Origin of the sequence: Kitasatospora sp. NPDC017646 (genome assembly GCF_044329365.1) — a bacterium.
Classification (GTDB): Bacteria; Actinomycetota; Actinomycetes; order Streptomycetales; family Streptomycetaceae; genus Kitasatospora.
Genome location: NZ_JBIRJC010000014.1, coordinates 90291 through 103401 on the forward strand (window position 1 = coordinate 90291; position 13111 = coordinate 103401).

Genomic DNA, 13111 nt, shown 5'->3' on the forward strand with positions numbered 1-13111 from the left:
CGGGTTCGCAGTGGCCTGCGGCCCCAGGACACCCGGGGAGCCCGCGCCGGAGCCGGCCGACGAGCCCGTCTTCGGGCCGTAGCCCGCCCCACCGGGCCGTTCACCCCACCAGCGCCGCCACCGGGAGCGCCGCCAGCGACCGCAGCAGCGCCCGGGCGGCGGCGTCGTTCTGCCGGAAGACCGGGGCGTTGGTGCGCGGGCGGGCGAAGGCGGCGGCCGAGCGCAGGCTGGTGTGCGGGCCGAGCGCGGTGCGGCGCGGGTGCGGGGCGCCGCCGAGGGCCGGGTCGATCAGCCGGCTGTCGGCGGGGTCGATGGTGACCAGGCCGGAGCGGTGGGTGTGCTCCGCGTCGCTCATCACCTCCTCCACCACCCGTCCGGCGCGGTGCAGTGCGCCCAGCACCGGGTCGAGGGTGCGGGCCAGCGCGTGCTTGGGCAGGTAGGCCTCGACCAGTGCGGTGGCGGTCACGGTGTGGCCGGGCACGGTGCTGCCGCAGGCCCGCCAGGTGCCGGTGGTCCCGTCCCGTTCGATTCGTACGCCCGCGCCGAGGAAGCGCACCACCCCGGCCTCGGAGAGCGCGAGCAGCTGGCGCAACCGGGTGCCGGGCGGGCCGGAGGCGAGGAAGTTGAAGTAGCCGAAGAACCACTCGTCCAGCTCCTGGGCGACCGAGCGGGCGGTGAGCCGGCCGCTGGTGACCAGCCTGGGGAGTTGGCCGAACAGCGAGAGCAGGGCGAGGAAGGCGCCCAGGTCGGCGCTGTGGGCCGGGTCGGCGCGGCGGTCGGCGTCGGCGGTGACGTACGCGCGCAGGTGGGCCTGGAGTTGCTCGGCGGTGCGGAGTTCCAGCCCGGCCAGCGGATGGTCGAGCCGCTCGAAGTCGATCCGGTCGGCCGGGTCGGGGACGGCCTCGGCGACCAGGACGGTGAGTTCGGGGGAGTACCAGCCGTGCCGGTCGTAGCGGTCCAGGAACTGCGGCCAGGGCAGGGCGGTGCGTTCGGGGTGGGCGTGGAACAGCTCGTGGTAGTGCCCGAAGCCGATCTCCTTGGCCATCAACGGCCAGACGTCGCGCCGCAGTTCGAGCGGTCCGTCGGTGGCGAGCAGGGCGTCCACGGCGGTCGCGCCGAAGTAGCGGGGGAGCGGGGCGGGCGGTCCCTGGAGCCGGTAGTCGATCTTGGAGCGGTACGGGACACCGCGCCGGGAGCCGAGATGCAGCACCGGTTCGCGGCCGGACGGGCGGTAGCGCAGGGCGGGCCCGTCGCCGGTGGGCTCGAAACGGCCGCCGCGCCCCTCGGTGAGCATCGCGATCAGGTCGACGGCGGCCAGGCCGAGGCCGCGCAGGACCACGTGCTCGCCGGGGGCGATCCGGGCCAGCTCGGCCTCGACGTCGGCGGAGTAGGCGGGCGGGAGGTGGAAGCGGCCGTGCCGGGCGGCGAACGCGGCGTCGGCCGCGTACCGGGGGTGCGGGGCGGAGTCGAGGTGGCCGAGGGTGAGGGCGACGTGGTCGGCGGTGAGCGTGGTGTCGCCGAGGTGGACGGTCTGCGGGCCGTCGGCCGGTCCGTCGATCCGGCGCACGGTGTCCCGGTGGACGGTGACCGTGATGTGGTCCGGCAGGTCGGCGACGGCGCGGCGGAACGCCCAGTCCAGGTAGGCGCTCTGGGCGCGCCGGGTGGGGAAGTCGGTGGGCGCGAGCTCGCGCAGCTCGGCCCGTACGGCCGGGTCGGCGACCTCCCGGTAGGGCGCGAACTCCCTTTGCCGCCGGGCCCATTCGGCCAGTGAGGGGCCGGGGCGGACCGGTCCGTCGATGGTGGCGAGCTCGTCGGTGAACATGGTGACGTCCTCGGCCATCGAGTTCATCCGCAGCAGCGGGGACTGGTCGTGGCGCCAGATCCGGCCCCCGCCGGGCGGGTACGGATCGACCAGGTGGATCTCCAAGGGGCGGTCGGCGGGAAGCAGTTCGGCGGCGTTGGCGGCGATCCGCTCCAGCAGCCCGGTGCCGCGCGGGCCGGCGCCGACGATCACGAGCGCCGTCACGCCCGTACCACCTTGACGAGGGCCGCGCGGGCGCGCTGCAACGGGGTGGGCGGCAGGCCGTCCCGGGTGGCGCCCCTGGCGAAGCGGCGCTCGACGTAGTACTGGCCGATGGACAGCACGGTGGTGACCACCAGGTACCAGAGGGTGGCGACCATCAGCATCGGGATCACCTGGTAGGACTGCAGGTAGACCAACTGCACCGAGTAGAGCAGGTCGGAGACGGCCAGCACGCTGACGATGCTGGTGCCCTTGAGCGCGCCGATCAGCATGTTCCCGGCGGTCGGCACGATCGCGCGCATCGCCTGGGGCACCACGATCCGCCGCAGCACCCGCCACCGGCCGAGCCCGAGCGCGGCCGCGGCCTCCAGCTGGCCGCGGTCGACGGAGAGGATGCCGCCGCGGATCACCTCGGCGGCGTACGCGGTCTCCAGCAGGGTGAGCCCGATGACGGCGGTCAGGGTGGGGCCGATCAGGTTGACGGTCTTCACCGTGACGAACTCGGGGCCGAAGGGGATGCCGAGGCCGAGGGTCGGGTAGAGCGCGCCGATGTTGAAGAAGAACAGCAGCTGCACCAGCGGCGGGGTGGAGCGGAAGATCCAGACGTAGCCCCAACCCAGCGTGCGCAGAACCGGGTTGGGGGACAGCCGCATGGTGGCGAGGACGGTGCCGAACACGAAGCCGAGGGCGAGGGTGACGGCGGTCAGCCACAGGGTCAGGGTCAGACCGTCGAGGACGGACCGGGCGGTGAACCAGTCGGCGACCACGCTCCACTGGAAGGCCCTGTTGCGGATCACCGAGCTGACCGCCATCGCGGCCAGCAGCAGGGCGACAGCCGCGGCGATCCACTGGCCGGGCTTGCGGCGGGCGACGATCCGGGCTTCGGGGGCCGGGGCCGGCGGTGCGGCCTCGATGCGGGCGGGGGCGGGCAGGACGTCCTGTGGGGTGGCCATGGCGGCGGCTCCTGGGCGGAGTGCGGGCGGGGGGAGAGGTACGGGGGTGATCACGTACGGGCCCTCGGGTGCCGGTCCGCGTCCCTCAACGCGGCCGGTGCGCTGCACTGCACTCCGCGTCGATCGTACGCATGCGCGATCGACGGCTGTCAAGGCCGACCGGGATGCGGCGGGGTGGCCCCGGGGCCGGTCGCGGCGCGTCGGGAAAGTGACAGGAGATCGCAACAGTGCGGCAACGATGGACGGTTGACGTACCGCTCGGCCGACTGCTCAACTTGAGGCCATGTACGCCGAGCAGCCCCTGGTCACCCGCGACCACATCGACTTCGGTCGGGTGTGGTCCGCGGCGTGTCGCGGCTGACCGGACAGCGGACCGCCCGTCCGGCCTGATCTCCCGGCGGGGCGCCCTCCCTCGGTGAGCCCCGCCGCGGCCCGGCATCGCCCTCGTCCCCTGGCTGATGAGGCATCAGCGATCCGCTGCCACCGCTGACTTCGCACCGCGCTCCGGCAGTTCCCTCCCTCGCACCCGTACCGCCCCCTGCCCGACGGCCGCCCGCCGCCCCGGCCGTCTCCGGCCTGCCCCGCCCGCGGCTCGCCGGACCCAGCCACCCCGAAAGGTTCCGCCATGCCCGTCGAATTCCTCGGCATCGCCGCCACCGCCGACGGTTCGGAGACCAACCCGCGCACCACCGCCGCCTTCGACCGCGACTACACCCTGCGGCTGGCCCGGGCGCACGAGGACCACGGCTGGGACCGGGTGCTCTTCGCGTACGGTTCCGGCTCCCCGGAGCCCGCCGCCGCGGCCGCCTTCCTCGCCTCCCGCCTCGACAAGCTGCAGATCCTGCTCGCGCACCGGCCGAACGTCTCGTACCCGACCTTCGCCGCCAAGACCTTCGCGACCCTCGACCGGATCAGCGACGGCCGGCTGACCGTCCACTTCATCACCGGCGGCACCGACCACGAGCAGCAGCGCGAGGGCGACTTCCTCACCAAGGACCAGCGCTACGAGCGCACCCGCGAGTACATCGGCATCGTGAAGAAGGCCTGGACCAGCCGGGAACCCTTCGACCACGAGGGCTCGCACTACCGCTTCAACGACTTCGTCTCCGACGTCTTCCCCGTCCAACAGCCGCGCCCGGCGGTCTCCTTCGGCGGCTCCTCGGACGCCGCCTACGCGGCCGGCGGCGCCGAGGCCGACATCTACTGCCTGTGGGGCGAGCCGCTGGCCCGCACCGCCGAGCAGATCGAGCGGGTCAGGGAGGCGGCGCGGGCCGCCGGACGGACCGACCTGCCGCGCATCCAGGTGGCGTTCCGGCCGATCATCGCGCCGACCGAGGAACTGGCCTGGGAGAAGGCGCACCGCACGGTGGCCACCGTGCGGGCACGCCGGGAGAGCGGGGCGCTCGCGCCCCGGCGCCGCCCGGGGACGTCCACGCCCGGGGCCGCGGCACCTGAGAACGTCGGCTCCCAGCGGCTGATCGAGATCGCCGAGGCCGGCGAGCGCTACGACCGCGCGCTGTGGACCCAGACCGCCGCGGCCACCGGCGGGGCGGGCAACTCCAACGCGCTGGTCGGCACCCCGGAGACGGTCGCCCAGGCGCTGCTGGACTACTACGACCTGGGCGTGGACATCCTCTCCGCCCGCGGCTACGACCTGCTGGGCGACGCGATCGACTTCGGCCGCCACGTCATCCCGATCGTCCGCGAGGAGGTCGCCAAGCGGGACGCCGCCAAGGCCGCCGAGCGGGCCGAGCGGGACCGGCACCAGCTGATCGCGGTCCAGGCGTGAGCCCTGTGCCGACCGCCGGTTTCCGCCGGGTCACCCTGGACGACCCGCTGGTCGAACCGCTGCTGCGCGAACTCACCCACGAGTACGTCAGCCGCTACGGCCCCGGCGCCCACCAGGAGATGGCCCGCTACCCGGCCGAGGCCTTCGCCGAGCCGCACGGCGCGCTGCTGCTCCTGCTGGAGGACGGCGAACCGGTGGCCGGCGGCGGGTACAGGCGCCACGACGGGTACAGCGCCGAGGTGAAGCGGATGTGGACGCACTCCGCGCACCGCCGCCGGGGCCTGGCCCGCCGGGTGCTGGCCGAACTGGAGCGCACCGCCGCGGCCGCCGGCTACCGCCGGATCTTCCTCACCACCGGCCCGCGCCAGCCCGAGGCCAGGGGCCTCTACCTGGCCGCCGGCTACACCCCGCTGTTCGACGTCACCGCCGATCCGCCGACCACCGGCCCGCTCCCCTTCGAGAAGCCCCTGCCGGCCCTGGCCCCCACCCACTGAGAGGCCCCCGTGAGAACCACCACCGTCCGCCGCCGCCTCCTCCTCGCGGCCACCGCCCTGCTGCCGCTCCTGGCGCTGGCCGCGTGCGGCTCGGACCCGAAGATCGCGGGCGCGGCCGGGGCGAGCGGGCCCGCCGCCACCGCCACCGAGGACGTCGTCTCGGGCCTGGCCCGGTCGGAGGCGGCGGCCGCACTGCTGCCCGAGGAGGTGCGCAAGTCCGGTGTGCTGAAGTTCGGTTCGTCCGTCGGCGCCCCGCCCAGCGCCTTCTACGCCGACCAGGCGAGCAAGAAGCCGGTCGGGGTGGACATCGACTTCACCGACGCGGTCGCCAAGCTGCTCGGCCTGACCGTGCAGCGCGAGGACGCCGCCTTCGAGACCATCCTGCCCGCCCTGGGCAGCGGCAAGTACGACGTCGGCACCGGCAACTTCGGGGTCACCACCGCGCGCCTGAAGACCGTCGACTTCGTCACCTACGTCGACGACGGCCAGGGCTTCGCGGTGAAGAAGGACGACACGGCGGTCCAGCCGGTCACCGACCTGGCCCAGCTCTGCGGGCTGACCATCGGCACCGGCGCCGGCACCACCTTCGAGACCACCCTCAACGGCAAGAAGGGCGTCTGCGCCGACGCCGGGAAGAAGCCGTACGAGGTCAAGGCGTTCAGCGAGGGCGGCGCGCTGCTGACCGGCCTCCAGCAGGGCCGGGTGGACGTCGAGATGTCCACCATCAACGGCCTGCGCCACCAGGCCTCGCAGGAGGCCGCCGGGGTGCGCTTCCTCAACGAGTTCCACCGGCTGGACGTCGGCTTCGCCTTCAGGAAGGGCTCCCCGCTCACCCCGGCCTTCCAGGCGGCGGTCAACCAGCTGATCAAGGACGGGACGTACGAGCGGATCCTCCGGAAGTGGGGGCTCACCGACTCGGCGATCAAGGAGTCGCAGATCAGCCCGCCCGAACACCCGTGAGCCCAGGGCCCGTCGAAGGAGTCCCCCGATGACCGCCAGTACGCAAGCACCGCCGGCCCCGGCGAGACCCGCGGGCACCCCCGGCCCCGCCCCCGGCCTCGACGCCGGGGAACTGGAAGGCCTGCGGACCGTCCCCGCCCGGCACCCGTGGCGCTGGACGGCCGGGACCGCCGCCCTCGTCGTCCTGGTCCAGTTCCTCCACGGCCTGGCCACCAACCCCGCCTGGGACTGGGCCACCTTCCGGCTCTACTTCACCGCCGACACCATCCTGCGGGCGATCGGCCGCACCCTCGAACTCACCGCCTACGGCACCGTGCTGGGCTTCGCGCTCGGCGCCGTGGTGGCCGCGATGCGGCTGTCCCGCAGCGCGATCCTGCGGACCCTCGCCTGGGCGTACGTCTGGGTGTTCCGCTCGATCCCGCTGATCGTCCAGCTGGTGTTCTGGTTCAACCTCTCCTACCTCTACAAGCGGTTCGGCTTCGGCATCCCGTTCGGCCCGACCTTCGGCGAGTTCGAGACGGTCGGCGTGCTCGGCGCGCTCGGCGCCGCGGTGCTCGGCCTGGGGCTGCACCAGGCCGCGTTCGCCGCCGAGATCATCCGCGGCGGCGTCATCGCGGTGGACGCCGGCCAGCGCGAGGCCGCCGCCGCGCTGGGCATTCCGCGCGTGCGGCAGGCCCGGCGGATCGTGCTGCCGCAGGCGATGCGGAGCATCCTGCCGGCCGCCGCCAACGAGGTGATCTCGCTGCTCAAGGGCACCTCGGTGGTCTACGTGATGGCCATCGGCGAGCTCTTCTACCAGGCCCAGGTGATCTACGGCCGGACCGGCCGGGTGGTGCCGCTGCTGATGGTCGCCACGGTCTGGTACGTGGTGCTGACCACGGTGCTGTCGATCGGCCAGTACCACGTCGAGTGCTACTTCTCCCGCGGCGCCCGGCGCACCCCGCCGCCCACCCCGCTGCAGCGCCTCCGGGCCCTCGTACGGAGCCTGCCCGCCCGTACCTCCGGAGGAACCCCGTCCCGTACCTCCGGAGGAACCCCGTGACGACACTGACCGAACCGCAGGCCACCGAGCCGCGGAGCGCCCCGATGGTGCAGGTCCGCGGCCTGCACAAGAGCTTCGGCCGGCTGGACGTGCTGCGCGGGGTCGACCTGGACGTCCCGGCCGGCTCGGTCACCGTGGTGCTCGGCCCGTCCGGCTCCGGCAAGTCCACCCTGCTGCGGGCGATCAACCACCTGGAGAAGCTCGACCGCGGCCACGTCGTCATCGACGGCGAGCTGATCGGCTACCGGCGCTCCGGCGACCGGCTGTACGAGCTCAAGGAGCGCGAGGTGCTGCGCCAGCGCACCGGCATCGGCTTCGTGTTCCAGAACTTCAACCTCTTCCCGCACCTGACCGTGCTGGAGAACCTGGTCGAGGCGCCGATCGCCGCGCTCGGCCGCCCCCGGGCCGAGGCCAGGGCGACGGCGCTGGCGTTGCTGGAGCGGGTCGGACTGGCCGACAAGGCCGCCGCCTACCCCCGGCAGCTGTCGGGCGGGCAGCAGCAGCGGGTCGCGATCGCCCGGGCTCTGGCCCTGGAGCCCAAGGTGCTGCTCTTCGACGAGCCCACCTCGGCGCTCGACCCCGAGCTGGTCGGCGAGGTGCTGGACGTCATCAAGGACCTCGCCCGCAGCGGCACCACGATGGTCGTGGTCACCCACGAGATCGGCTTCGCCCGCGAGGTCGCCGACACCGTGGTCTTCATGGACGGCGGTGTGGTGGTCGAGCAGGGGCCGCCCGCCGAGGTCCTGGACCACCCCCGGCACGAGCGCACCCGGGCCTTCCTGGCCAAGGTCCTCTGACCCTCCCATCTACCCTTCACCGAGCAGGAGTTCCGCCATGTCCCTACCCCGTCGCGCCCTCGTGACCACCGCCGGCGCACTCGCCGCAGCCCTCGTCCTGGCCGGCTGCGGCAGCGGTGCCACGGGCGCCTCGGCGGAACTCGCCCCGGCCAGGGGCAGCACCGCGCCGAACGGCACCGTGGTGAACCTGTCGCCCGCGCAGAACCGGGTGACCACACCCGAGGTCGACGCGATCGCCGCGCTGGTACCGGAGGAGATCAGGCGAAGAGGCACGCTGAGGGTCGTCGACTCCATCGGCACCACCCCGCCGCTGGACTTCTACGCCGACGACGACAGGACCGTCATCGGCGTCGAGCCGGACATCGCCTCGCTGATCGGCAACGTGCTCGGCCTCAAGGTCGAGTTCAACCCGGTCTCCTGGGAGAACATCTTCGTCGGCCTGGACAGCGGGAAGTACGACGCCGGCCTGTCCAACATCACCGTCACCGAGGAACGCAAGGAGAAGTACGACTTCGCCACCTACCGGCTGGACGTCCTCGGCTTCGAGGCGAAGAAGGGCAGCGGCATCAAGGTCACCGGCGCCAAGGACCTGGCCGGCCGGTCCGTCGGCGTCTCCACCGGCACCAACCAGGAGAAGCTGCTGATCGCCTGGAGCGAGGAGGACGTCCGCAACGGACTCAAGCCGATCGACATCAAGTACTTCTCCGGCACCGAGTACTACCTTGCGCTCTCCTCCGGCCGGATCGACGTCTACACCGGCCCCAACCCGAGCCTGGCCTTCCACGCCGTGCAGACCGGCGAGACCGAGGTGGTCGGCACCTACTCGGGCGGCGGCGCGGACGTCCTCGGCAAGATCGCGGCGACCACCCGCAAGGACAACGGGCTGGTCAAGGCGCTCAACGAGGCGCTCGACGAGGTGATCAGGAACGGGACGTACGGGCAGGTGCTCAAGCGCTGGGGCCTGGAGAAGGAGGCGGTGCGGAGCTCCGAGATCAACCCCGCCGGCCTGCCCAAGCCGAAGCCGTAGGTCTCGTTCACCCGTTCGTCCCAGCCCGCCGCTATGGTGACCCCTCCGACCCCTCCGGCGGCGAACGCCGTCCGGATGCGGTCGAGTTGGGGGAGGGCATGCACAAGGGCGAGGTGCTCGGCGGTCGCTTCCGGCTGGACGAGTGGCTGGGCAGGGGCGGCTTCGGCGTGGTCTGGCGGGCGACCGACACCGTGCTGGACCGGCCGGTCGCGGTGAAGCTGCTGCTGGCCGAGCACGCCGCCGACCGGGAGGCCGTCGGGCGGTTCGTCCGCGAGGCCAAGCTGGCCGGCAACCTGTCCCACCCGCACATCGTCACGGTGCACGACTACGGCCGGGTCGGCGACGCCGCCGGGGAGATCCACTACCTGGTGATGGAGCTGGTCCGCGGCCGCCCGCTGTCCGCGGTCCTCAAGGCCGGCCTGCCGGACCACGGGCGGGCGCTCGCCTGGATGGCGCAGGTCTGCGAGGCGCTGGACGCCGCGCACCGCAGCGGGGTCGTGCACCGGGACATCAAGCCCGAGAACGTGATGATCGCGGACGGCGGGGACCGCGCCAAGGTGCTGGACTTCGGCATCGCCCGGCTGCTCACCCAGTCCACCGGGCTCACCTCGACCGGCAGCGTGGTCGGCACCGTCCCGTACCTGGCGCCCGAGTGCTGGTCCGGCGGCACCGTGGACGGCCGGGCCGACCTCTACGCCTTCGGCGTGATGCTGTACGAGGTCAGCACCGGCCGGCGGCCGTTCCGCGCCGACTCGCCGTACGAGTACATGCACAAGCACATGGACGAGATCCCGCCCCGGCTGCGCGGCAAGGACCCGGAGCTGGCCGAGCTGGTCGCCCAGCTGCTCGCCAAGCGGCCCGCGGACCGGCCGGCCGACGCCGCCGAGGTGCTGGAGCGGCTGCGCCGGATCCGGCCGGGGATGCTGCGGCCGGACGACCCCAGCCCGGAGCAGCTGCGCCGCCGGGCCGACCTGGCCTGGCGGCACGGTGTCGAGGGCCGGGCCGGGGAGGCCGTGGAGATCCTGGCGCGGCTGGTCCCCGACTTCGCCCGGATCTGCGGCCCGGCCGACCCGCGCACCCTGCGCACCTGCCACGACCTGGCCCTCTGGCTGGCCCGGGACGGCAGCCGGGGCGCCGCCGTCGCGCTGCTGGAGGCGCTGGCCGCGGAGCCGGGCACCGCCGGGGAGGCCCGGGCCGACCTGCGGCGCGACCTCGCGCACTGGCAGCGGGAGGCCGTCCGGCTCGGACCGGGCACGGCGCGGGCGGCGCTAAGCGCCCGGGTGCTGCTCGGCGGTGGCGTCGGCGGGGGCGGCCGGGGCGGCGGCTGCGGCGGCGCGCAGCGCGGCTGAGGCACCCGCGGCGATCGGGTCGCCGTGCCCGAAGACCGCCGTCTCCACCGGCAGCGCGGCCAGCCGGTGGAAGGAGGCGAGGGCCCGCGCCGGGTCGGTGTGGAACACCCCGGGCCGGGTCCGCCCCTGGACGTTGGACGCGATGTCCCCGGTGAACAGGACCCCGGGCCCGGGCAGGTGCAGCGCGATGCTGCCGTCGGTGTGGCCGGGGACGTGCACGACCACCGCGCCGCCGCCGATGTCCAGCACGTCCCCGTCCTCGACCTCGCGGTGCACCGGGCAGGGTTCGGCGGGCGGGATCGGCGGCAGGCCGTCCCACAGCTGCTGCTCGAAGGGGCTGAGCACCGGCGGTGCGGCCGGCTGCTCGCGCCGGACCACCGGCGCCTCCAGCCGGTGCGCCACCACCTCCGCGCTCCAGCGGCGGGCCAGCTCGGCGGCGGAACCGGTGTGGTCCTCGTGGTGGTGGGTGAGCACGATCCGGCGCACCGTCCCCGGCTCCAGCCCGAGCGCGCGGACGGCCTGCTCGATCCCGTCCGCCGATCCGGCGATGCCGGTGTCGACCAGGGTCAGTCCGTGGTCGTCCCGCCAGAGGTAGGCGGTGCCGAACTCCAGGGTGATCATGTGCAACTCGTCGCGTACCCGGGTGATCTCCATGCCCCTGATCCTGCGCCCCGCGGCGCCCCGGCACACCGTCGTTCGCCCTGGGCGTTCAGGACTTCGCTCCTGGCAGATCGGCCCCGTTCCCGGGGGTGTCAACCGTAGGGGCCACCGATTCGCGGCCCCGCGCCGCTGTGCGATTTGATGGGAATCCGCCCATCGGGACGGTCTGGTCCACCGGCCCGGCCCGTTGATATACCTCGTTGCCGGACTCGGGAGCGGTGTCCGCGCCGCCCCGGTGAGCTGCGACGAAAGGCTGGTGACGGATCGATGAAGCTCCTCCGCGTCGGACCCCCGGGCGCCGAGCGCCCGGCCGTGCTGGGCGAGGACGGCACCGCGTACGACCTCTCCGGGCGGGCCCGCGACCTCGACGGGGCCTTCCTGGCCGGGCTGGACACCGCCGCGCTGGCCCGCGAGGCGGCCGCCGGTGCGCTGCCGGTGGTGGACCTGGACGGCCTGCGGGTGGGTGCGCCGGTGGCCCGGCCGGGCAAGGTGGTCGGCATCGGGCTCAACTACCGCGACCACGCGGCCGAGGCCGGGGCCGCGATCCCGGCCGAGCCGGTGATCTTCCTCAAGCCGAGCTCCACCGTGGTCGGCCCGTACGACGAGGTGCTGGTGCCGCGCGGCGGCGAGAAGACCGACTACGAGGCCGAGCTGGCCGTCGTGATCGGCCGCACCGCCCGCTACCTGGACTCGCACGCCGAGGCCGCCGGAGTGATCGCCGGCTACACGATCGCCAACGACGTCACCGAGCGGGCCTTCCAGTTCGAGCGCGGCGGCCAGTGGGACAAGGGCAAGTCGGCTGAGACCTTCACGCCGCTCGGGCCCTGGCTGGTCACCGCCGACGAGGTGGCCGACCCGCAGGCGCTGGCGCTGCGGCTCTGGGTCAACGGCGAGCATCGGCAGCACGGGAACACCGCGGAGATGATCTTCCCGGTGCTCGAACTCGTGCGCTACGCAAGCCAGTTCATGGTGCTGGAGCCCGGCGACGTGATCATCACCGGCACCCCGGCCGGGGTCACCCTGGGCCGCCCCGGCACGCCCTTCCTCGCCCCGGGTGACGTCGTCGAGATCGAGATCGACGGCCTCGGCCGCCAGCGCCAGGTGCTCGGCAAGGCCTAGGCACGGGCTCCGGTTGCCGGGCCGCCCCGACCCTTGGCACGGGGGTCGGGAAGGCCGCTAGGGCCGGTCCGGTGTGTCCAGCACCGCCCGCAGCCGCTCGGCCCGTTCCGCCCGCGGCCCCTCCAGCGCGAGCAGCCCGGCCAGCACCTCCGCCGTCTGCGGATCGTGCAGGGCCGTCGCGGCCGCCATCGCCGTGAACTGGTCCACCAGCCAGTCCCGCAGTCCGTCCACCGGCAGCGTGCGGCCCTCGTCCAGCCAGCTCAGCGACGCCCCCTCGACCACCGCGATCCACGAGCGCACCAGCAGTGTCAGCCGCGGCCCGGCCTCCCGCACCCCCAGGTGCCGCAGGGTCCGCTTGAGCGCCGCCCGCCGGACGTCGTCGACGATCGCCGAGGTCCGGGCCGTCTCCACCACCGAACCGCCGCGCAGCAGCGCCGAGTAGCCCGCGTCGTGCTCGGCCACGAAGGCGAAGTAGCCGTCCAGTACGGACGCCAGCTGTTCGGACGGAGTCCCGGTCAGCGGTACGGCGAATCGGCTGGTGAGCTCGTCCGCCGCGGTGCGCAGCGCGGCCTCGTACAACTGCTGCTTGCCGCCCGCGAAGTAGCGGTAGACCAGGGGTCGGGAGGCGCCTGCGGCCTCGGCGACGTCGTCCAGCCCGACCTCCTCGGGCGGCCGGGAGGCGAACAGCTCCAGGGCGACGGCGATCAGCTGTTCGCGCCGCTGTTCGACCGGCAGCCGCCGGTAGCCGGAGCGGCGCGGGCGCGGTGCGGGGGCGGCCGGCTCGGTTGCCGTGGTGGGGCGGGCTTCCATGGAGCCTCAGCGTAATGGGCGTCGGACCGATCGGAACCTGTCGGGCGGAGGATCTTTCCGAACGGGTGTTTGTGCCGCCGCGGAGCCG

At 73.8% G+C, this 13111-nt stretch carries 12 protein-coding genes; 8 read left to right on the forward strand and 4 right to left on the reverse strand.

The features are described from left to right. Positions 1-100 precede the first annotated feature (100 nt). Both ACH4J0_RS22555 and ACH4J0_RS22560 read right to left on the reverse strand, forming a co-directional pair. On the reverse strand, positions 101-2026 hold the full coding sequence (locus tag ACH4J0_RS22555; protein WP_396242301.1) for an FAD/NAD(P)-binding protein: 1926 nt from the start codon (positions 2024-2026) through the stop codon (positions 101-103). Further along, positions 2023-2976 carry an amino acid ABC transporter permease gene (locus tag ACH4J0_RS22560; RefSeq protein WP_396242302.1) on the reverse strand — a complete coding sequence of 318 codons (954 nt, stop codon included), beginning with the start codon at positions 2974-2976 and terminating at the stop codon, positions 2023-2025. Before ACH4J0_RS22560 ends, ACH4J0_RS22555 begins: the two co-directional genes overlap by 4 nt. A 625-nt stretch (positions 2977-3601) precedes the next feature. Here ACH4J0_RS22560 and ACH4J0_RS22565 point away from each other — a divergent pair. The 7 genes from ACH4J0_RS22565 (at position 3602) to ACH4J0_RS22595 (ending at position 10434) form a co-directional block, all read left to right on the forward strand. Next, a complete protein-coding gene (locus ACH4J0_RS22565) occupies positions 3602-4765 on the forward strand; it encodes an LLM class flavin-dependent oxidoreductase (RefSeq protein ID WP_396242303.1) in 1164 nt (387 codons plus the stop codon). Next, positions 4762-5259 (forward strand): GNAT family N-acetyltransferase, encoded by a 498-nt coding sequence (locus ACH4J0_RS22570; RefSeq protein WP_396242304.1) that lies wholly within the window; start codon positions 4762-4764, stop codon positions 5257-5259. Before ACH4J0_RS22565 ends, ACH4J0_RS22570 begins: the two co-directional genes overlap by 4 nt. Positions 5260-5268: 9 nt before the next feature. After that, positions 5269-6219 (forward strand): ABC transporter substrate-binding protein, encoded by a 951-nt coding sequence (locus ACH4J0_RS22575; protein ID WP_396242305.1) that lies wholly within the window; start codon positions 5269-5271, stop codon positions 6217-6219. 28 nt (positions 6220-6247) lie between these two features. Then, positions 6248-7261 carry an amino acid ABC transporter permease gene (locus ACH4J0_RS22580; RefSeq protein WP_396242306.1) on the forward strand — a complete coding sequence of 338 codons (1014 nt, stop codon included), beginning with the start codon at positions 6248-6250 and terminating at the stop codon, positions 7259-7261. A 44-nt stretch (positions 7262-7305) separates the two neighbouring features. After that, positions 7306-8058, forward strand: a complete 753-nt coding sequence (locus tag ACH4J0_RS22585; protein WP_396242378.1) for an amino acid ABC transporter ATP-binding protein — start codon at positions 7306-7308, stop codon at positions 8056-8058. Positions 8059-8095: 37 nt separating this feature from the next. Continuing rightward, a complete protein-coding gene (locus ACH4J0_RS22590; protein ID WP_396242307.1) occupies positions 8096-9085 on the forward strand; it encodes an ABC transporter substrate-binding protein in 990 nt (329 codons plus the stop codon). Positions 9086-9183: 98 nt separating this feature from the next. Further along, positions 9184-10434 (forward strand): serine/threonine-protein kinase, encoded by a 1251-nt coding sequence (locus ACH4J0_RS22595; protein ID WP_396242308.1) that lies wholly within the window; start codon positions 9184-9186, stop codon positions 10432-10434. Here ACH4J0_RS22595 and ACH4J0_RS22600 read toward each other — a convergent pair. Further along, positions 10354-11088 carry an MBL fold metallo-hydrolase gene (locus ACH4J0_RS22600; protein WP_396242309.1) on the reverse strand — a complete coding sequence of 245 codons (735 nt, stop codon included), beginning with the start codon at positions 11086-11088 and terminating at the stop codon, positions 10354-10356. The two genes, ACH4J0_RS22595 and ACH4J0_RS22600, sit on opposite strands and share 81 nt — an antisense overlap. 273 nt (positions 11089-11361) lie before the next feature. Here ACH4J0_RS22600 and ACH4J0_RS22605 point away from each other — a divergent pair, with 273 nt between their 5' ends. Beyond that, a complete protein-coding gene (locus ACH4J0_RS22605) occupies positions 11362-12213 on the forward strand; it encodes a fumarylacetoacetate hydrolase family protein (protein ID WP_396242310.1) in 852 nt (283 codons plus the stop codon). A gap of 57 nt (positions 12214-12270) precedes the next feature. On the opposite strand, the gene ACH4J0_RS22610 is transcribed toward ACH4J0_RS22605, so the two are convergent. Next, the gene (locus ACH4J0_RS22610; RefSeq protein WP_396242311.1) at positions 12271-13023 is read right to left on the reverse strand and encodes a TetR/AcrR family transcriptional regulator; all 753 of its coding nucleotides are present in this window, start codon (positions 13021-13023) and stop codon (positions 12271-12273) included. Between the last annotated feature and the right edge of the window lie 88 nt (positions 13024-13111).